The organism is Enterobacter genomosp. S, from assembly GCF_001631805.1.
Taxonomy (GTDB): domain Bacteria; phylum Pseudomonadota; class Gammaproteobacteria; order Enterobacterales; family Enterobacteriaceae; genus Enterobacter; species Enterobacter quasihormaechei.
In genome coordinates, this window is record NZ_LVVA01000019.1 from 126,363 (window position 1) to 146,886 (window position 20,524).

General features: G+C 57.1%; 18 protein-coding genes and 1 pseudogene. 3 read left to right on the forward strand and 16 right to left on the reverse strand.

Going from position 1 to position 20,524, the window contains the following annotated elements; genetic code table 11:
* Positions 1-10: 10 nt before the first annotated feature.
* From dolP to A3466_RS14130, 4 genes are read right to left on the reverse strand one after another with little or no spacing between them, the layout of a single operon-like run.
* Positions 11-586, reverse strand: coding sequence for a division/outer membrane stress-associated lipid-binding lipoprotein (gene dolP, locus A3466_RS14115; RefSeq protein WP_006812102.1), 576 nt, complete (start codon positions 584-586; stop codon positions 11-13).
* Between the two features lie 9 nt (positions 587-595).
* Entirely contained in the window at positions 596-1,186 is a 591-nt protein-coding gene (diaA, locus tag A3466_RS23195) for a DnaA initiator-associating protein DiaA (protein WP_003861754.1), read from the reverse strand.
* Between the two features lie 21 nt (positions 1,187-1,207).
* Positions 1,208-1,603 (reverse strand): YraN family protein, encoded by a 396-nt coding sequence (locus A3466_RS23200; protein ID WP_063451063.1) that lies wholly within the window; start codon positions 1,601-1,603, stop codon positions 1,208-1,210.
* On the reverse strand, positions 1,561-3,699 hold the full coding sequence (locus A3466_RS14130) for a penicillin-binding protein activator (RefSeq protein WP_063451064.1): 2,139 nt from the start codon (positions 3,697-3,699) through the stop codon (positions 1,561-1,563). The genes A3466_RS23200 and A3466_RS14130 overlap by 43 nt, the downstream gene beginning before the upstream one ends.
* Positions 3,700-3,761: 62 nt before the next feature.
* On the opposite strand from A3466_RS14130, the gene rsmI reads away from it, so the two are divergent.
* Positions 3,762-4,625 carry a 16S rRNA (cytidine(1402)-2'-O)-methyltransferase gene (rsmI, locus tag A3466_RS14135; RefSeq protein WP_063451065.1) on the forward strand — a complete coding sequence of 288 codons (864 nt, stop codon included), beginning with the start codon at positions 3,762-3,764 and terminating at the stop codon, positions 4,623-4,625.
* Between the two features lie 5 nt (positions 4,626-4,630).
* Positions 4,631-5,611: a Fic family protein gene (locus A3466_RS14140; RefSeq protein WP_063451066.1), complete on the forward strand. Its 981-nt coding sequence runs from the start codon at positions 4,631-4,633 to the stop codon at positions 5,609-5,611.
* A gap of 19 nt (positions 5,612-5,630) precedes the next feature.
* On the opposite strand, the gene A3466_RS14145 is transcribed toward A3466_RS14140, so the two are convergent.
* The 11 genes and pseudogenes from A3466_RS14145 to kbaZ form a co-directional block, all read right to left on the reverse strand.
* Positions 5,631-7,520, reverse strand: a complete 1,890-nt coding sequence (locus A3466_RS14145; RefSeq protein WP_063451067.1) for a hypothetical protein — start codon at positions 7,518-7,520, stop codon at positions 5,631-5,633.
* Positions 7,521-7,535: 15 nt separating this feature from the next.
* On the reverse strand, positions 7,536-8,708 hold the full coding sequence (locus A3466_RS14150; protein ID WP_063451068.1) for a MalY/PatB family protein: 1,173 nt from the start codon (positions 8,706-8,708) through the stop codon (positions 7,536-7,538).
* A 12-nt stretch (positions 8,709-8,720) separates the two neighbouring features.
* Positions 8,721-10,292: a maltose/glucose-specific PTS transporter subunit IIBC gene (gene malX, locus A3466_RS14155; protein WP_063451069.1), complete on the reverse strand. Its 1,572-nt coding sequence runs from the start codon at positions 10,290-10,292 to the stop codon at positions 8,721-8,723.
* 117 nt (positions 10,293-10,409) lie between these two features.
* Entirely contained in the window at positions 10,410-11,282 is an 873-nt protein-coding gene (kbaY, locus tag A3466_RS14160) for a tagatose-bisphosphate aldolase subunit KbaY (RefSeq protein WP_063451070.1), read from the reverse strand.
* 12 nt (positions 11,283-11,294) lie between these two features.
* Positions 11,295-12,440, reverse strand: a complete 1,146-nt coding sequence (locus A3466_RS14165) for an SIS domain-containing protein (RefSeq protein WP_063451071.1) — start codon at positions 12,438-12,440, stop codon at positions 11,295-11,297.
* A gap of 245 nt (positions 12,441-12,685) precedes the next feature.
* On the reverse strand, positions 12,686-13,819 hold the full coding sequence (gene nagA, locus A3466_RS14170; protein WP_063451072.1) for an N-acetylglucosamine-6-phosphate deacetylase: 1,134 nt from the start codon (positions 13,817-13,819) through the stop codon (positions 12,686-12,688).
* Positions 13,816-14,250 carry a PTS galactosamine/N-acetylgalactosamine transporter subunit IIA gene (gene agaF / locus A3466_RS14175; RefSeq protein WP_063451073.1) on the reverse strand — a complete coding sequence of 145 codons (435 nt, stop codon included), beginning with the start codon at positions 14,248-14,250 and terminating at the stop codon, positions 13,816-13,818. The genes nagA and agaF overlap by 4 nt, the downstream gene beginning before the upstream one ends.
* A 16-nt stretch (positions 14,251-14,266) precedes the next feature.
* Positions 14,267-15,145 carry a PTS N-acetylgalactosamine transporter subunit IID gene (gene agaE, locus A3466_RS14180; protein ID WP_063451074.1) on the reverse strand — a complete coding sequence of 293 codons (879 nt, stop codon included), beginning with the start codon at positions 15,143-15,145 and terminating at the stop codon, positions 14,267-14,269.
* Positions 15,135-15,914, reverse strand: a complete 780-nt coding sequence (gene agaW, locus A3466_RS14185) for a PTS N-acetylgalactosamine transporter subunit IIC (protein ID WP_063451075.1) — start codon at positions 15,912-15,914, stop codon at positions 15,135-15,137. The genes agaE and agaW overlap by 11 nt, the downstream gene beginning before the upstream one ends.
* A gap of 10 nt (positions 15,915-15,924) precedes the next feature.
* The gene (agaV, locus tag A3466_RS14190) at positions 15,925-16,398 is read right to left on the reverse strand and encodes a PTS N-acetylgalactosamine transporter subunit IIB (protein ID WP_063451076.1); all 474 of its coding nucleotides are present in this window, start codon (positions 16,396-16,398) and stop codon (positions 15,925-15,927) included.
* A gap of 19 nt (positions 16,399-16,417) precedes the next feature.
* A pseudogene (gene kbaZ / locus A3466_RS14195) lies at positions 16,418-17,726 on the reverse strand (tagatose-bisphosphate aldolase subunit KbaZ).
* Positions 17,727-17,965: 239 nt separating this feature from the next.
* Between kbaZ and A3466_RS14200 the strand changes: the two are divergent.
* Positions 17,966-18,769 (forward strand): DeoR family transcriptional regulator, encoded by an 804-nt coding sequence (locus tag A3466_RS14200; RefSeq protein WP_063451077.1) that lies wholly within the window; start codon positions 17,966-17,968, stop codon positions 18,767-18,769.
* Positions 18,770-18,816: 47 nt separating this feature from the next.
* Here the strand turns inward: A3466_RS14200 and garD are convergent, their stop codons facing one another.
* On the reverse strand, positions 18,817-20,388 hold the full coding sequence (gene garD / locus A3466_RS14205; RefSeq protein WP_063451078.1) for a galactarate dehydratase: 1,572 nt from the start codon (positions 20,386-20,388) through the stop codon (positions 18,817-18,819).
* Between the last annotated feature and the right edge of the window lie 136 nt (positions 20,389-20,524).

The following is a 20,524-nucleotide window of genomic DNA, read 5'->3' on the forward strand; positions in this document are numbered from 1 at the left end:
CAGGCGGGAATTACTTGATGTAGGTAAAGGCGGTGGTGACGTGCTTCACGCCGCTCACCCGGCTGGCGATATCCGCTGCCGCTTTCCCTTCACGTTCCGTCACCAGACCCAGCAGGAACACTTCGCCGTTCTCCGTGGTCACCTTCACGTTTGAGGATTTCACCTGGTCAGTACCCAACAGCTGGGAACGCACCTTGGTGGTGATCCAGGTATCAGATGACGCGGTACCGAGGCCAATCGGCTGGCCCTGGCGGATCTCGTTAAACACTTCCGCCGTCCCTTCTACGCCCATCGCGATCTGCTTGGCGCGGGAGGCGAGTTCAGGGTTTGGCGCCTGTCCTGCCAGCAGCACTTTGCCCTGATAGGCCGTTACGTTGATGCGTGCTTCCTTCTTGATCTGTTCGTCTTTCGACAGCGCACTGTTCACGCGCAGCTCAAGCGTACCGTCATCCACCTGCGTCCCAACGGTACGCGGATCGGTCGCTGCTTTGGTGCCGACCGCTGCGGTACCGACGACAGCGGCAGCGATGCATCCCTGAAGCAGTAATGCAGACATTACGACTGCAAGGGCCGATAAAACCTTCATGAGAACTCCTTAATCATCCTGGTGAGGGAAAAGCGTGTTATCGATCAGATCGCATAAGCAGTTCACCGTGAGCATATGCATCTCCTGGATGCGGGCGCTACGATGCGAAGGAATGCGGATCTCCACATCCTGCGGCCCCAGCAGGCCAGCCAGCTCACCGCCGTCGTAGCCGGTCAGGGCAACAATCGTCATGTCCCGGGTGACTGCCGCTTCAACCGCCTTAACGATATCCCGGCTGTTACCGCGCGTGGAGATTGCCAGCAGCACGTCTCCGGCGTGGCCTAAGGCGCGCACCTGCTTGGCGTAAATTTCGTCATGCAGACGATCGTTGGCAATCGCAGTTAAGACCACGTTATCGGTGTTTAGTGCAATGGCAGGTAAGCTTGGGCGCTCGGTTTCGAAGCGATTGATCATGCTGGCAGCAAAATGCTGTGCGTTGGCGGCGGACGTGCCATTGCCACAACAGAGGATTTTGTTGCCGTTGAGCAGTGACTGAACCAGCGTCATCGCTGCCCGAGAGATCGCGTCCGGAAGGGCTTCCGCCGCGGCAATCTGCGTTTGAATGCTTTCTGTGAAGCACACTTTAATTCGTTCGAGCACGGTATCCCTTTAAAATCTTATTTATGCGTCTTCGCCAAACGCGTTTTTAAGCCAGTCGATCGCATTTCCGGTGAAGGCTACCACATCGAAACGGCAATCCACAGTATCAAAACTCCCATTATGGCGGGCAAGCCACAAGTGGGCAGTCTGTAATAATTTTTGTTGTTTGGCGAGCGTCACGCTGGCGGCAGCACCGCCAAAACGGGACGACTGTCGGTAGCGTACTTCAACAAACACGATGGTTTGACCGTCTTTCATGATCAGGTCAATCTCGCCGCCGCGCCCGCGGACGTTGGCGGCGACAAAACGCAGTCCTTTGCCTTCGAGCCAGCGGCGCGCTTTTAACTCCCACGCGTCGCCGGTCTGCTTACGGCTTAACTGGCCGGGACGATCTGCCCCTGCTGGTATTTGAGCCATGATAACTTCCTGTTAATCACACAATCCTGATTGGCGGTCAGATCGCCGGTATTACCGTTAAGCTCAAAGCCAGGTACCTGACGCATCTGGGTAAAGTGGTTTGCCAGCGCCCAGGCATCGACGCCCATTGCGTACAGACGCGCCAGAGAATAATCATTGCGCACCGCGCCCAGCGCTTGCTGCATCAGCTGCGGGTTACTGCCTGCCAGCATAGGGATTTCGCTGTATTGCAGCCCATCCATTTCCAGACGGAAATCCGGGCCTGCGGTACCCTGCGCGCTGCGCGAGCTGGCGTAGAGCGTTGCGCCGCTCTGGCTGCCGTTACGCATGGCGATCATCGGTTTGATAAAGGCGATCTCTTCCGGCGTCGCGACGATATACGCCGAATCCACCTTACCGCCGCCGCTGATCTGCGCGTCGGTAGGTGGCGCCGGGATGGTCAGGTCGCCGATGGTGACGCTCTGCTGCTGCGGCAGGCTGGCGGAGACCGGGCTACCGTTAAGAGCAATACCTGCACCGCCGTTCACGCCCGCTCTCAGTTCGGACGCGGAGCCAAATTTCTGCTGCAACACCACGCCACCGCCCAGGCTCTGCCACTCCTGCGCAAACGCGTTGGCGACGCGGTCGCCCAGCGCGCTGCGCGGGATCAGCAGCAGCGGCGCCTGTTTACCCTGCTCGTGAATATGACGCGCCGCATCGCGGGCCTCATCCTCGGGAGAGAGCGCGAAGTAACAGATGTTAGCGCGGTTCTGTACCTGCTCAGGCTGGTTAAGCGCCAGCACGTTCAGCGTGGTGTTGCTCTTCATCAGCGCTTCTACGTTGTTTTTCAACAGCGGGCCGACAACGATGCTGGCCCCGTCCTGCTGAACCTGCGCCAGCACCTGATCGAGCGGCTGGGCGCTGGTGTCGTAAATTTTCAGTTCTGCGCCAGGGTTAGCGCTGGTGGTTGCCACTGCCTGCTGGGCTGCTGCTGGCTGCTGTTCCGGCTGCGCGGCTTGCGGCTGAGGCTGTTCTGCCGTGGCGGGCACCTGAGTTTCAGCCGGTGCCTGCGTCGCAGCAGGCGCTGGGGCAGCGGCTGGCGTCGTCGGGGCGGTGACCGGGTTCTGCATGGTGCCCTGCGCAGGGGTTTGCGCGGTGGTCAGGTCTGCGGTTTCAGCAGCCGACGGGCTGACAACGTCATTCACGTTTGCCGCCTGTGCAGCCTGTGCCGGAACCGCGCTGCCGCTGACGGCGGTGGTGCCGTTTTTGGCGGCTTCAAAACCCTGCTGAATGGCGCGTCCAAACACCGCTGCCTGGCCGTTTAGCGGCAGCAGCAGGGCAATTTTGCTGGTGGAGGCGGGCTTAAAGTTTTGCACGTTCACCAGCTGCGTTGGCAGCATTTTCGCCCCCGGGTTTTGCGGGTAGCGCTTTTGCCAGTCAGTAATACCGGCTTTCAGCATGTCCGGATCGCTGCGGTTGTTGAACCACATCTGTTGCAAATCCAGCCAGCCTTGCAGGATATTTTCATCGGCATTAATCACCAGCGCCCTGGCCTGATCCTGGGTCATGGAGGCGAGCGCCTGCCACGTGGCGTCAATATTTTTCTGCTTGTCCGCACCCGCGAGCAGTGGCTCCTGGGCAATCAGCGCGCGGAGTAGCGTCAGGGAAGGGCGACCCTGCTCAGCGGTGATACCGGCCTGCCAGAAACGGGCCTGCTGATTTTTATCCAGGGTGCTTAGATCGATGGTGCCGAGGATCTTCTTCGCGCCGTCGTCATCTTTCTGCGCGACCTTCAGTTCAGCCGACAGCAGGGTCTGCTCACGACGCTGCTCGTCGTTAAGCTCCTTCGGCAGCTGGCTGAAAAGCTCGGCGGCCTGCTGGGTTTTGCCTTCCTTCAGCAGTGCACGAATGGCGAGTAATTGCCAGTTGATCCTGGTATCATTTGTACTCTGCGACATTTGTTGCAGATAAAAGCCAGAATCAGCCTGAGCGGATCCCTGCATATGAGCAGTGCTCTGGTCGGGTGCCTGGGTGCCGCAGCCTGTAAAGATCAGGGCTGCCAGCAGGAGGGGCACGCTGTGCGCGGCTTTTTTTCGAAGAAACGTTAACGGTACCATACTGTATCCAGTGATTTTTTTTACGCAATGCTCAATATTAAATCGGCAATACGGACGAGACAATGAAACAACACGAAACGGCAGATAATTCTCAAGGCCAGCTTTATATTGTACCTACTCCTATCGGGAATTTGTCTGATATTACCCAACGTGCACTCACTGTATTGCAAGCTGTTGATTTAATTGCTGCTGAAGACACCCGTCATACCGGTTTACTGCTGCAACACTTTGCCATTAACGCCCGTTTGTTTGCCCTGCACGATCACAATGAGCAACAAAAAGCTGAAACGCTGGTGGCGAAGCTTAAGGAAGGGCAGAACATCGCCCTGGTTTCTGATGCGGGTACGCCGCTGATTAACGATCCGGGTTACCATCTGGTGCGCACCTGCCGTGAAGCCGGGATACGCGTGGTGCCGCTGCCGGGGCCGTGTGCTGCTATTGCCGCATTAAGCGCGGCGGGTCTGCCGTCCGATCGTTTCTGCTACGAAGGTTTCCTGCCCGCCAAATCCAAAGGCCGCCGCGACGTGTTAAAGGATCTGGAAGCCGAACCGCGTACCCTGATTTTCTACGAATCCACTCACCGCCTGCTGGAAAGCCTGGAAGATATGGCGACCGTCTGGGGCGAAGGGCGCTACGTGGTGCTGGCGCGCGAGCTGACCAAAACGTGGGAAACCATTCACGGTGCGCCGGTCGGTGAGCTGCTGGCGTGGGTGAAAGAGGATGAAAACCGCCGCAAGGGCGAAATGGTGCTGATTGTCGAAGGGCATAAAGCGCAGGAAGACGCCCTGCCTGCCGATGCGCTGCGTACGCTGGCCCTGCTACAGGCTGAACTTCCTCTGAAAAAAGCGGCTGCGCTGGCGGCAGAGATCCACGGCGTGAAGAAAAATGCGCTGTATAAATATGCGCTGGAGCAGCAGGGGGAGTAAGTGACATGAGCCGCTATCAGCCGCCATTTACTATCACGCCATTTATTATTAATCAGGTTGTTGAGATTGGTGAACTATTGGGGCACTGGGCGGCTCATTCAGGCAGAACATCCCCCTTACTGCGCAAAGAGAACAGGATACGCACTATTCAGGCTTCCCTGGCCATCGAACATAACTCATTAACGACCGGACAGGTGACGGCAATCATGGATGGCAAACGCGTGCTTGCACCTGAAAAAGATATTCAGGAAGTACGCAATGCTATCCTGGCATATGAGAAATTGACCGAATGGAAGCCCTGGAAGCTCAACGACTTACTCAGTGCACACCGATTATTGATGATGGGTCTGGTCGATCACCCCGGAAAGCTCAGAAATGGGGACGTAGGCGTGTACCGTGGAAACCAGTTAGTCCACATGGCCCCGCCAGCGTCACAAATGAACCGCCGTATCGACGATCTTCTTTCCTGGCTTAAGCAGACCGATCTTCACCCGTTGATTGCCAGCTCGGTATTCCACTACGAGTTTGAATTTATTCATCCCTTTTCGGATGGAAATGGCCGCATGGGGCGGCTGTGGCAAACGTTGATCTTAAGCCAGTGGCGTGCAGAACTTGCATGGCTGCCCGTTGAAACACTCATTCACTTCCAGCAATCACGCTATTACCAGATTTTAGGACAATGCGATCGGGCCAGTGATTGCACGGCATTCGTGGCGTTTATGTTACAAAATTTGGCCGAAGCTTTGCGGGAAGGCATCGATATGACATCCGTCATGTCGGAAAAAATGTCGGAAGAAATGTCGGAAAAGGAAAACACTATCCTTGAGCTGCTTACCGTTCAACCGCAAATGACTGCGGTGATGTTGGCCTCTGTATTGGGGGTGACTTCCCGCACCGCGGAACGTTACCTCCGTTCTTTGCAAACAAAGGGTAAATTAAAACGACTGGGGGCAAGGAAAGGGGGAAGCTGGCAGGTCATGCCTTAACCTGCCAGCTGAACACTTTTTATTCCCCAGGCATCGCCTCAAACACCAGCGTCTCCAGCGGTTGCAGCGTAATTACCACGGCGTTTTTATACTCCTCCGGTACGGTTGAATTACTGCCGTACACGGCTTTCAGGGTGAACTGCGAAGCATCGCCTGTCGGGATCTCAAAATCTTTCGTTAAATCCAGGTAGTAACGTTGCGGCTTATCCGAAGGATTGCGTAAGCCAAAAATCGCTTTGTCTTTGCTCCAGGAAGCCCAGCCGTAAACCTGAAGCGCAGTCGGGTCACCGCCGATCCAGTGAGTGTCCACCAGCACGCTGGCATTCTCACGCGACCATTTTGCGGCTTGCGCCAGCGTATCCCACTTCGCCTTGTTGAGCATGGATGGCGTGATGTACAGTTCCTGCAACTGGGTACCGGTTGCGAAATAGCTCCACACCTGGTCGGCAAAATCGCTGTCCGTTTGCACCTTCTCCAGACCGTAATACGCATTTTCGGCGCTGACAATTCCGTGATACATCAGCGAGTTCAGCGGGAACAGCGGACCTTTGCGCACGATGGATCGCCAGGTTTCGGCATCGCGGTAGGTCATCCACTGCTGCACCGGCGTGCCGGGGCCGTACAGGTTGATATCGTCGCCCTGACGCCAGATCGCGTCAGCGTAGAACAGCCAGGACGGGCTGGCGTCGGTGCCGGTTGTCAGGTTGATAAACAGGTTTGGGTTGGCGCTACGCATGTTATGCAGCAGGGCGATTGACGCGTCGAAATCCGAGGCAAACGGGCTCCCCTTGATATGCGAGTTGGCGTTGCCCATGCCGTCGAGCTTAAACGAGGTAATGTGCTCGTTTTCGATCAGCTTGATGATCCGATCGTTAAAGTTTTTAAAGTAGTTCGGCCCTGACAGCGCCAGCTTCCCGTCTACGGTTTCAAATCCATACTCTTTTGCATGCGAGACGCGAATATCGCGCGGCTTGTTGTAGCCGCCCCACGGTGATAGCCACAGCCCAACCGAGCTGTGCAGGCTGTCGGCTTTCTCCCTGACCTTGCCGAAACCGTTGCTGAATGCCGGGCCAAACAGCCACCGTCCGGTGCGATCGTCCCAGCCATCGTCCAGCAGGAACGCGTCCAGCGCTACGCCGCGCCCGGCGATAAATTCCTTGTTCCATTCGTCCATCCGCCCCAGCACATCCTGTTCGGAGTAAGGGGTAAAGAAGCCGATGTCCATCCAGCTGTTGTAGTGCAGATAAGGCTTGTACGGCCGCGGACGCACGGCATCAATAAACTGGTTCACGCTGCGGCGCAGTTGGCTGGTTTCCGGGAAGGTGCCGAAATATGTGGTGTAGCTGACCGGCGTTTCAGGCTGAATAGGCGTTTTCAGCTCGACGTTGAGGTTCGTGGTGGCTTCATAAGCGTAAGTATTTACAATCGGTTTGTCTGGCAGAATGAAGAACGAATCGGCCACGATTGGCGAGCTGTTGATCGCCCCGTCAACGTAAGGCGCCTGAGACTGCTTTTTCGTCGGGAAGAAGGTGATTTTCGCCACGTCCCGCGGCTGGCCGACTGCGGCAACGGTGTAGTCGATGCTGGCATATTTCCCTTTCACCAGATTCAGCTTCACCGTCACGTTAAAATCCGGATGCGTAAAATCGACGACAATCGCGTTGTCCTGCTTTTCGACGTGCTTGATTTTAAAATCAGCGGTATGGATTTTTGTTTCATCCGGCAGCGTCAGAAAAAACAGCTCCTGCGGCGCGAGCGGATGGTTAGCCCTGCTGTCCTTCACCACGGCCGCTGCGTTTGCATCATCAAACGAGAGGGCAATAGCGTCGTTGCTGAGCGCGTAGTTCACTGCCGCCGCGCCGTGGGACACGCAAAGCGCCAGCAGCGAGAGTGTGAGCACTTTTTTCATCGGGTAAGATCCTTATCAGTAATGCTTCAGCATTCGGTTGATGGACTGCTCCAGCCAGTAGCGCTGGGTGCCGAAGTTAATCCGCAGGTAGTTTTCGCCGTTCTGGACGTAGTGGCTGCCGTCTTCAATGACCACGCCAGCCTGTTTTGCGAAATGTTGGGTGAGCGCCGTCGCGCTGCGATCGTCCGCGCTGACGTCTACCCAGGCGAGATACGACGACTCCGGGTTCATCATCTTCCACGCCGGGAAGTGGGTCTGAATGGCATCCGCCAGGTAGCGGGCATTGCCGCACAGATAACCGTTCAGCGCGTCGAGCCACGGCAGGCCGTGCTGATAGGCCAGAATAATCCCCCACACGCTGAAGATATTTGGCGAGGTAATGGAGTTCTTCTCAAGCTGCTGACGGAAGCGCTGGCGCAGCGAATCGTCTGGAATCATCGAGTAGGATGTTTTCAGCCCCCCCAGGTTGAACGCTTTATTCGGGGAGGTCAGCACAATCAGGTTATCCTGCGCGGCGCAGCCGGAGGTCAAACAGCTCACGAACGTGCCGTCGAGAATATGTTCCGCGTGCACCTCATCTACCACCAGAATGGTGCCGTAGCGTTTGCAGAGTTCGGAGACATGGCGGATCTCATCCGCGCGCCAGATCCTGCCGGAGGGGTTATGCGGCGAGCAGAAGAACCACAGCGCGGGCCGGTGCGTTCTGAGCAGCGCTTCGGTCAGGTTAAAATCAAGCTGGTAGCGGTTATCTTCCACGCGCAGCGGGTTAGCGAGTACTTGCACTCCCTGTCGCTGCGTCGCCATGGCAAACGGATCGTACACCGGGGTGTTCATCATCACGCAGTCGCCGGGTGTGCAGAACGCCTGAACCGTATAGTGCAGCGTGGACACGGTGCCGTAGGTCAGGGTGATCCATGACCTCTCCACCTCAACCTGATGACGGATGCGCTGGAAGGCGATGACCGCATCGTAGAATTCGTCGAAGCACCAGGTATAACCGAAGGTGCCATGCTCCACGATGCGCTGAAAGCCTTCAGTCACGGCGGGTGGCGAGGTGAAGTCCATATCTGCTATCCACAGCGGGATAAACCCCTCCGGGACATCACCGAAACGCGAGCACACAAACGCATGATCCCATTTACGGCACTTATCGCTTTTACGCTCAATGATCCTGTCGAAATCAAACACAACGACCCCCTGTTAAATTAAGGCTTCAATGCCGGTTTTGACGCTCTGCACCTGCGGGCCGATGATCACCTGAACGCTGTGGGCATCAAGCACCACGACGGACAGGGCGCCCGCGGCCTTCAGCGCCTGCTGGTCGATAAGCCCCATATCTTTCACTACCAGACGCAAGCGGGTAATGCAGTTGTCGAGCGACTCAATATTCTCTTTGCCGCCAAGCGCACGAAGAATAAGTCCATGATCGTATTTCGATTTTCCACGTGCCCGGGTATTGGCTTCCACCGCCTGGAGCGCACCCTGCGCGTCAACCTCACGGCCCGGCGTTTTAATATCGTGTTTGAGGATGTACCAGCGAAAGACGAAGAAGTAGATAGCAAACCAGGCAATACCCACCGGGAACAGCAGATACCACTTGGTCGACGTTCCCTGCATGACGCCGAAGATCAGCAGGTCCAGAATGCCGCCGTCGGTGTTGCCGATGGTGACGCCGAGCAGCGCCATCACCAGCAGCGCCAGGCCCGACATAACGATATGGAAGGCATAAAGCACAGGGGCGATAAACAGGAACAGGAATTCAATCGGCTCCGAAATGCCGGTGACCACCGAAACCAGCACGCCGGAAAGCAGCAACCCTTTAATCACCGGACGGTTCTCCGGGCGCGCGGTGCGGTAGATGGCATAGGCCACGGCAGGCAGGCCGAAGATAAAGGTCGGCATAAAACCTTGCGATAAAAATGCCGTAACGTGCGGGCTAAACGGCAGGCCGGCCTTCAGCTCGGCGTAGAAAATATTCAGCGCACCGGCCACCTCATGACCGTTGACCATCTCAACGCCGCCCGCCGGGGTGAAGCGCACCATCGCCAGCAGAATGTGGTGCAGGCCAAATGGCTTGAGCAGCAGCACGCCCACGCCATACAGGAACGGCCCAAAAACGCTGGCGCTCTGGATAATATGACCAATTCCGGCAATGCCCATCGCCACATATTCCCAGAGCAGGGGGATGAACAAACCGACCAGCGACAGGGTGAGGGCAGTAATAATCGGGACAAAACGAATGCCGCTAAAGAAGGCAAAGGCGTCGTGCAGCACCGTGTCCTGAAAACGTTCGTGGAGGAAGTAGGTGATGACCCCCACCACAATGCCGCCCAGCACGCCCATCTCCAGCGTTTGAATGCCCAGCACGATGGATTGTCCCACCTGTCTCATGGTGGCGGCATCGGCAAGCTGGTGGGTGGCGGTCAGGTAATAGTTGATGCTCATGTTCATCAGCATGTAGCCAACGAATCCGGCAAAAGCGCCTACCGCTTTATTGCGTTTGGCAAGGCCCATCGGGATCGCCATGGCAAACATCAGCGGCAGGTAGGTAAAGGCAAACCCGCCGACCATGGCGATAAAACCAAAGGTAAGCTGCGTTAACTCACCGGCCAGAAAAGGAAAACTTTTGATGGTGGAGGGGCTGGTAACGGAACTGCCAATACCCAGCAGCAGCCCCATAAAGGCAAGCAGGGACACCGGGAACATAAAGGTCTTTCCCAGGCCCTGGAAAAACGCCCACGCTTTCGATTTAAACGACTTTTCCTGTGTCATGTAGGGACTCCTCGGATTTTTTAGGATAATGGAAGGCGCTGTCCGGCTTAAGGACGCGCCTTCATATTTGCGAGGCTTATAGTTATTTTTTAGGTATTGATGTAATGCGCGATGGGATCAGGCTTCAGCCGCAAGCAGCAGTCGGTTTGCCGAGCCGCAAACGGTGATTTTGCTTCTGACCACCTCCTTCATGGCATCCATGCCGACGCGCATGTAGAAGCGCGGATCGTTGCCCTGCGGGTTTTCGGCAAACCAGGCTTTGACGGCGTCGGAGAAGGCGATTTTCAGTTCTGTTGCAACGTTCACTTTGCAGACGCCCAGCTCAATGGTGCGGCGCACGTCCTCATCCGGCACATCGCTCGCGCCGTGCAGCACCAGGGGCAACGTCACCGCCTCGCGGATCTCGGCCAGCCGCTGGAAGTCAATTTTTGGCCGTTTGGTATAGAGGCCGTGTGCGGTGCCGATGGCAACGGCGAGGCTGTCCACCCCTGTCAGCTCGACAAAGCGTTTCGCTTCCTGCGGGTCGGTCAGAAACGCGCTTTCGGCGTCGACGCTCATGTCATCTTCCACCCCGCCCAGTCGTCCCAGCTCGGCCTCGACGCTACAGTCGTTGAGGTGGCAGAAATCGACGACCGATTTCACCAGCTTCACGTTTTGTTCGAACGGGTAATGGCTGCCGTCGATCATTGCGCTGCGTACGCCGGCATGGACTTTGCGGCGAATGTCGTCCAGCGATTCGTGGTGATCGAGATGGAGCGCCAGCGGCATGCCATAAGTGAGGGAATAGGCGCTGCACAAGGCGTAAATCTCTTCCAGCGCAATATGTTTAAACGTACCCGGCGTACCCGCGAGGATCACCGGCGAGCGCATTTCGCTACAGACTTCGAGGATCGCCTGGATCGTCTCGGCGTTGTGGATGTTAAAGGCCGGAACGGCATAGCCCTTCGCCTGCGCATCCTGCAAAAGGTATTTGGTAGAAATAATGCTCATGAGCCTGTCCTCTTAAGCCTGCCACGGATGAATAACAACGCCCTGGACCACACGGTTAACCGTACCGCTGGCGGACGGCGTATCCGGCGTATTGCCAACGTGCAGGGACTGGGTGAGTGCAAAGACCTGGGCGTACATCAGGAAGCAGAACGCCTGCTCCATATCGTTAAACGCACGGGAAGGCGGCAGCAGGATATGCGGGCCCGCTTCAATGACCGGATCCGTTTCGGCTGCAATGGCTACCACGCGCATGGCCTGACGATCGCGACGCAGCTCGGCGAGCAGATCCAGATCGTACCGACGCGTATACGGATGGCTGGAGACAAACACGACAACCAGCGTTTCGTTGTCTACCAGCGACTTAGGCCCGTGACGAAAACCCGCTGGCGAATCGTAGAATGCCGCCAGCTTGCCGGCGGTCAGCTCCAGCACCTTCAGCGCAGATTCCCGCGCGGCGCCCTGTAATCCGCCGCTGCCCAGATAAACGATGCGCTTCCACGGTTCGTTACCAAAAACGCCATGGCTGAAATCGCCGAGCGACGTGAGGATCGCCTGACAGCGATCGGATACGTCACGGAACGTTTTACTGTTGATCGTTTCCGGTGCGAATACCGCCAGGCAGCTCGCCATCATGGTGGTAATGCTGCTTGTCATCGCGAACCCGCGATCGTGCGTTTCAGCCGGCATGAGCAGAGCGCAGGCGTTATCGCTGTCGACGGCATTCTGGTACAGGCTGCCCGCTTCATTACAGGTGATCGACAGGTGGTAGCACTCCGGCACAAACTGGTTCGCCAGCTCAACGGCGGCGACGCTTTCCGGGCTGTTGCCGGAACGGGCAAAAGAGACCAGCAGCAGCGGGTGCGCAGGGCTGAAATAATCCATCGGATTGGTGACCAGATCGGTCGTAGGGAGCGCGGTAATGTTTTTCCCTGTGCGGCTGGCAAGCCATGGCGCAATGATGTCACCGATAAAAGCGGACGTGCCCGCACCGGTCAGAACGATCCGCAGATCGGGCTTGCGCAACAGTGGCGCCAGAAAACCGTCGATCGACGCGCGCAGGTTATCGATATTGCTGAGCGAGCGAAGCCAGCTGGCTGGCTGCTGGCGGATCTCTTTTTCGGTCCAGGTGCCGGTGGTGGCGGTAGTGGTTTGTGGCATAACTCAGTCCTTAGTCGTGTGAATTCCACATCAGACGCTGGCAAACGTGTCGCTATCTTTCGTTTCGTTTCACTTGTTCATTTAAGCAGTTAAAGAAAATCTATAGAAAAGAAATCGAAAGTTCAATGTCGAAAAAGAAATAAAACGAAAAGTGTGATCGCGAAAGGAAAGGTGAAAATTAAGGAAAGGAAAAGAAAGCCTTACGATCGGGTTCCGTAAGGCCAACTGAGCAGACTGTGAAAGGGCTATAGCGAAAGCGCCTGACCCTGAAGCCAGATCTGCCGGAGGTGTAAACCTGCGTCCAGCGCAATAATGTTGGCGCGTTTGCCTGGCGCTAACGATCCCAGCAGGTGGTCCATACCGAGCAGGCGGGCGGGATGCAGCGAGGCCATATGAATAGCGTCTTCTGCGGGAACCCCCGTATGCTCCACCATATGGCGCACGGCGGCATCCAGCGCAAGCGTGCTGCCCGCCAGCCCGCCGGAGGCCGTGCGGACAACGCCGCCCAGCATCTCGACATTTTCCCCACACAGCGTATAGCGCCCGTCGGGCATCCCCGCCGCCTGCATGGCATCGGTAATCAGCACCGTGCGATCCTTCGCACAGCAGCAACACAGCCGCATGGCTCCAGGATGAACGTGGTGACCGTCGGCAATCAGCTCCAGCCACGCGCGTGGGTCCGTCAGCCCGGCGCCAACCATGCCGGGCTCCCGGTGGTGTAACCCCGTCATGCCGTTGTAGCAGTGCACCAGCCCGGCTGCGCCTGCGTCAAATGCGGCAAGGGTCTGCGCGTATGTAGCGGCGCTGTGGCCCAGCATGACGCATATCCCTTTCTGACTGAGGTGATGGATCGCCTTCAGGGCGTGCGCTTTTTCCGGGGCCAGCGCCACAACCCGCAGCGTATTCTGCGAAACCGCAATCAGCGCATCAAGTTCCGCAAGATCCAGTGCGCGAAACAGTTCTGGCGGATGCGCCCCTTTGTTCTGCGGCGTAAAGTACGGGCCTTCCAGATAACTTCCCAGAACCTGCGCGCCGGGACCACCGGCATGACAGCGTCGGGCAATACGCCTTAACGCGCCATGGATCGCCTCCAGCGGAGCGGTGACGGTGGTGGGTAAAAACGCCCCCACACCTTCACGTGCTTTATGCATGGCTAACCGGTCCAGCACGTCGGGTGCATCATCCATCACGTCCACTCCCGCGCCGCCGTGGACATGGATATCGATATATGCCGGGCAAAGCTGGTCCGCCTCGCGGACGTTAACCCCTGCCGGTATCGGCTCGATGGCGGTGATGACGCCTCTTTCGATACGCAGCTGGTGGTCATCCAGCCAGCCCTGCCCGGTAAGCAGACGACGCGCGCGCAGCACCTGGCTCATATCCCTTCCCCGGCGGGCACTTCATCGCGACAGCGGGCTAGCTCATCCACCAGGCTGGTCAGGCCGCGATGGCCGCACTCCAGCGCCTGCAAACGAAACGCTTCGCTGCTTAATCCGTCGCGATCCAGCACCATCTCCAGCAAAAGCTGGAGGTTAGTGCCGGCGATCACTTCGCTGCCGGGCCGCTGCATCGCGAGGGTAGAGGCCACACGAAACGGCGTCCCGCCGAGAAGATCGGTGAGAAACACAATATCGTGCTCTGCATCCAGTTCAGTCACTGCCTGCTCAAGCTGCGCGGTCAGCCGCGCAGTGGTGGAACTTTCCGGAAAATCGATGGCGATAAACTGCGGCTGTTCGCCGAGGATCTGCTTCATCGCCTGCTCAAGCCCGCTGGCAAAGCCGCCGTGACCCGTCAAAATAATGCCTAACATCGCAACCTCTTTGCTTTTACAGGAAGTGACAGAATTTACCGACAACGCCCAGCACCACGGTGATACCAATCAGGCGCAGCGGGCTCCAGCCACGGCGTACCAGCCAGAACATGGTCAGGGTGTAGACCAGCGGCAAAAACGCAGGCATCAGCTTGTCGATCACGTCGGTTTGCAGTTTGACGACCGCATCCCCGGCTTTAATCTCGAGTGTGGTATTCAGGCGCACATAGGTTGCCACCAGCGCACCAATTACCGTCATCCCGACAATGGACGCAGCATGGCCAACCTTTTTGGTGTTGGCCTTGATCAGCGGGATCGCGGCGACACCCATTCGGTAGGCATAGTGCGCCAGACCAAAACGTAGGCCGAGATGCACCACGTTAAACAGCACGATAAAGACCACGGCGCCAAGAATTGAGCCCTGTAGCGCCAGGCTGGCGCCAATCCCCCCGCAAATCGGCAGCAGGGTGAGCCAGAACATGGCGTCACCAATGCCCCCGAGCGGCGCGCCGACGGCAATTTTCGTGCTCTGAATGCTGTTCACGTCCTGCTTTGATCGTTCCATCGCCAGAATAATGCCGATAACAAAGGTCACCAGGAACGGATGGGTGTTGAAGAAGCCCATATGGCCCTTCATGGCGCGCGCCAGGTCCCGTTTATTGGTGTGGATCTTTTTCAGCGCGGGCAGCAGCCCGTACAGCCAGCCGGAGGCCTGCATACGCTCGTAGTTGAACGAGGCCTGTAACAGCATGGAGCGCCAGGCCACGCGGTTAATGTCTTTTTTGGTCAGCTCCGCGCCAATGGTCTGGTCTTCATAGACGTTTTCATTCACGCCGCTCAGCAGCGTCTCTTCACTGACGGACGCGCCCGGCAGGGTGGTGTGATTAGATGCCATCTTCAAATTCCTCTTTCTGGGCCGCAGGCGTCGTCGGTTCAGGCGACTTACGCAGCAGGTCGATCAGCGCCATCGCCAGCGCAGCCGCCGCAATCGCCAGCACCGGAAGCTTCAGCCAGGCCGCGGCGACAAAACCGATAATGAAGTAAGGGATGTAAACGTTTTTCATCATGATCTTCAGCAGCACGGCGAAGCCGATCGCTGGCATGATGCCGCCCGCGACGCCGAGACCGTCGATCAGACGCTCCGGCAGAATAGCAATGGCGGTTTTCGCGTGTTCGGCCCCAAAGTAGATGGGCAGAAATGCGCACAGGAAATAAAAAACGCCGAGCGCCAGCAGTGCCAGATAGTTGACTCGCTCAATGCCGTCGGTGTCCGCGTTGGCCGCCATGCGATCGCAGCGGGACATTACGCCGGACATCACGGAGAAGAGGAACGTGATCCCCATCTGAACCGCCACGGCAAACGGTACGGCGACCCCAACGGCGACATCCGGCTTCACGCCCGTGGTGATGGCAAACGTGGTGCCAACGATGGTGCCGATAATCACGTTCGGTGGCTGCGCGCCCGCCAGCGGCGCAAGACCCATCCAGACCAGTTCTAACGTACCGCCGGTCAGAATACCGGTGTGCAGGTCGCCCAGTATCAGGCCAACCAGCGGCCCGAGCACCACCGGGCGGTGCATGTGTGTTAAGCCGTTAAACATATCCAGGCCCGCGATAAAGGCGAGAAGCCCGAGCGCGAAAGCCTGCAACAGACTGATTTCCATTGTGAATCCCTCAGAGCAGTTTAAAGAGATCCAAAGCAGTCTCTGTTGGAACGCCCTGAACGAAGCATTCCACGCCGGCCGCCTTCAGGCCGTTAAACGCGGCGATATCGTTCGCGTCTACAGATACCGTTTTGGCAATTTGCTGTTTGCCACTGGCATAATGCATATTTCCGACGTTGATACGGGTGATGGGCACGCCGCCCTCTACCAGCGTTAAAAAATCAGCCGGTGATTTGCAGACCAGCAGAATTTTCTGGCGGTCGGCGGCGCGATGAATGTTGTCGATGACCTTTTGCAGAGACCAGAAACGCACGGCGATGCCTTCCGCGAGCACCATTTCCATCAGGTTTTGTTGAACCGGATCGTCTGCAACCTCGTCATTTGCCACCAGCACCAGGTTTGCCCCCGCAAACCCCACCCACTGCACGCCCACCTGTCCGTGGATCAGGCGCTCATCAATGCGGCATAAGACAATGTTTGGCATAGCGTTTTCCTCTTTTTAATTATGCGTGTTGAGTCGTTACGCCTTCGCAGGCGGCATGGTACTGCTGGAGTATGTCCTGAATGTGGTCGATGATGAGTTCCCGTGGCGTTGACGTGAGAGCGCCCTCGCGAACTTTGCTGTACTGCAAAGGCAGATACTGGCTGATCAACGGCAGCGGGATCGGTTCATCCGCAAGGTTGCGTACCAGTCGCTCAAAGGCGTCGTCAATCTGGCTGTCTGGCCAGTAATAACGCACGCGGTCGGAGTAGCTGTAGCCGCGGGCCAGGCGTCGGGCGTTGCCGTCACCGTGATAGTGGCTTTGCCAGTATTCCGGGCGATCGAGCATCACGTTTTCCAGGACGTGACGCAGCCCGGAGCAGGCTTTTGCCGGCAGCAGCTCTTCTTCAATGGCCGCCAGCGAGAACAGCGCTTCGCGCAGGGCAAAGGTCAGGGCAGGGCCGACTTTAAGAATGGCGAAGTGATCGTTCACCAGCTGGCGCAGCGCCTGCGGCGTCTGGTAATCGGTAGAATGTGCTTCAAATACCAGCGTGTCATAGGCTTCAACCATTTTGCTCAGCGCGACGGCTTTATGCGGCTGATAATCACAAACGTGCGCATGATCGAATTCAACGCCAGGCTGAACCACCAGGCCAATAATGCGCGGCCAGATGTCGCTTAACCCTTCCTTCTCGAATGCGTGGCGGTGTGCCTCAAGCGTGGCGCGCGCCGCATCTGGCGTGGTGACCTCAAGCTCGGTCAGCGTGTCGTGCGCGCCGCCGGGAACCGGAACTTCCGTGCCGATAACGTAGACCAGATCGGCTACACCAAATTGCTCAAGACAGGTTGTTTCGGCAATTTTTGCCAGACGCGCGGCGCGCCCGGCAACGATCGCATCGGTTAAAGGAACCGGATCGTCTTCGCAGGACATGCTGCAATCGAGGTGAATTTTTTTAAATCCGGCCGCCACGTAGTGCCTGATAAGATCGTCGGCGTTCGCCATCGCCTGCAAAGCTGGTAGGTTTTGCCAGCGGTTGGGCCCTAAATGATCGCCGCCAAGGATCAGCTGCGAGGTGGGGAAATCAAGAGATTCCGCCAGCGTGCAGACAAACCCATGAAAGTCGGCGGGCGTCATACCGGTATAGCCGCCAAACTGATCCACCTGGTTTGAGGTAGCTTCAATCAGCAGAGGCGTCTGTTGAGAATGGGCGTAACGAATTGCCGCTTCAAGTACCAGTGGATGTGCGGAACAGACGGCATAAATCCCGTTCGTATTCCCCCCGTTTATGTTGTTCCACCATTTCTGTCAGATGTTTCACTTTCCTCTCCATTTCGGATGGCGTTGGCATTCATCTTTCGTTTTGTTTCATTTGATACTGCATTATGGTGCGGTAAAAATAAAACGAAAGATAATGGTTTTCCGATCTGTTTCACAAAAGAAACATAATGAAAGGTTTCAGCGGCGGGTAAGCGTGCGTCAGCGCGCCTTACAGGGCTTGCATTCCCTTAAAAGAAAGGCGTTAATAAGCAAAACGAAATGAAACGAAAGTTTATTTACTAAGGAGCTCGTATGAGCAGCACCGCACCATCCGCAGAGAAGCGCATCACCGGCACCAGCGAAAGGCGAGAGCAGATCATTCAGCGGTTGCGGGCGCAGGGAAGCGTGCAGGTTAACGATCTTTCTCTTTTATACGGCGTATCGACGGTGACGATCCGTAACGATCTGGCCTTTCTGGAAAAGCAGGGGATTGCCGTTCGCGCTTACGGCGGCGCGCTGATTTGCGAAGGCAATATGTCCGGCGTGGAGCCGTCCGTTGAGGACAAAAGTTCCCTTAATACGGCAGTGAAGCGCAGCATCGCGCAGGCGGCGGCTGAGCTGGTTAAGCCGGGCCACCGCATTATTCTGGACTCGGGTACCACGACCTGTGAAATCGCCCGTATGCTGCGCCAGCACACCGACGTTATTGCCATGACCAACGGGATGAACGTGGCGAACGCGCTGCTGGAAGCGGAGGGGGTGGAGCTGCTGATGACCGGTGGACACTTGCGCCGTCAGTCGCAGTCTTTCTACGGCGACCAGGCGGAGCAGTCATTACAGAATTACCATTTTGACCTGCTGTTCCTGGGCGTCGACGCCATCGATCTCGATCGGGGGGTGAGTACGCACAACGAGGATGAAGCCCGCCTGAATCGAAAAATGTGCGAGGTGGCAGAGCGCATTATCGTTGTGACCGACTCCAGCAAGTTTAACCGTTCAAGCCTGCATAAAATCATTGATACCCAGCGGATCGATATGATTATCGTTGATGAAGGTATTCCGGCGGAGAGTCTGGAAGGATTACGGAAAAGCGGGATTGAGGTGGTGTTGGTTTAAGATTTTTTACCCTCTCCCCTATGGGGAGAGGGAAGGCTGAGGGGCCATCACGTCACCGGTGCCGGGTTAAACACCGCCAGCTGGTTATGCAATCCCCATTGATCAGAGAAGGTTTTCTTCCGCCCGCTCGCCACATCCAGAATGAAGTGGAACAGCTTCCAGCCCACATCCTCAATACTCTCTTCCCCGGTGGCGATGGTGCCCGCGTTGATATCCATTAAGTCATACCAGCGGTTTGCCAGCTCGGTGCGGGTCGCCATTTTGATCACCGGTACCGCCATCAGGCCGTACGGCGTGCCGCGCCCGGTGGTAAAGACCTGTACCGTAATGCCGGACGCTACCTGCTGGGTGCCGCAAACGAAATCACTGGCAGGCGTAGCCGCGTAAATAAGGCCGCGTTTGGTTGGTCGCTGGCCCGGGGAGAGCACTTCCACAATCGCACTCTGGCCGGATTTGGCAATTGACCCGAGGGCTTTTTCCACCACGTTCGCCAGGCCGCCTTTCTTGTTACCCGGGGACGGGTTGGCGCTGCGGTCGGTTTTGCCCATATCAAGATAGTTATCGTACCAGGCCATCTCCTCCAGCAGGCGTTTGCCCACCTCCTCGTTGACGGCGCGCGGCGTAAGCAGGTGGATGGCGTCACGCACTTCGGTGACCTCGGAGAACATCACCGTGGCGCCGCAGCGCACGAACAAATCCGACGCGTAACCCACCGCCGGGTTGGCGGTGACGCCGGAAAACGCATCGCTGCCACCGCACTGTGTCCCCACTACCAGCTCAGAGGCCGGGCAGGTTTCGCGCTGGCGTTTGTTCAGCGTGTCCAGATGGCGCTCCGCCACCTGAAGAATATCGTCGACCATGGAACGGAATCCAACGTGACGCTCGTCCTGGAGACGAACAATGCTGGCATCGTCTACCGGAATGGCTTTCACATCCTCAGTACCCTGCAACAGGCGTTCAGGCTGCAATTTCTCACAGCCGAGGCCAATCACCATCACCTCGCCGCCAAAGTTTGGGTTGAGGGCGATATTGTGGATTGTGCGGATTGGCACGACCGCCGCGGGCGCGTTGATCGCCACACCGCAGCCGTACAGGTGGTTAAGCCCCACCACGCCGTCAACGTTGGGGTATTTCGGCAGCAGATCGCGCTCAATAATTTTCACCACGTAATCCACGACGCCCGCCACGCAATGCACGCTGGTGGTGATGCCGAGCAGATTTTTGGTTCCCACGCTGCCGTCTGCGTTGCGGTAACCTTCAAAGGTATAGCCCTCCAGCGGCGGCAGCGGCTCAGGAACGCGGGTCGCCAGCGGCAACGTCTCCAGCGGCGGGGCCGCTGGCAGCTCAACCAGCGACTCTTCTACCCAGCTGCCCTGCGGGATAGGGCGTACCGCATAGCCGATGACTTCGCCGTAACGCACGATTTCGCCGTGCGTGGGGATATCGACCAGCGCGACCTTGTGCCCCTGCGGAACGTGCTCAATCAGCTCCAGCCCGTCCGGGAATCGGGTACCCGCTTTTAAGCCATTGTCGTTGACAATAATCGCCACGTTGTCGGTATCGTGCACTTTTATATAGAACGCCGTCGGCGACGCCTGTCGAATTTGAATATCGGCCATTGTTTACGCTTCTCCAGCAAAATATCTGATACTAAATATAGCCAGATGGTTAATTGTTTCTTATTGAAGAAATAAAGAATGTCAGGAGAGGAAAGGTGAGAATGTGATCGCGATCGCTCCCGAAACACTAATCGTT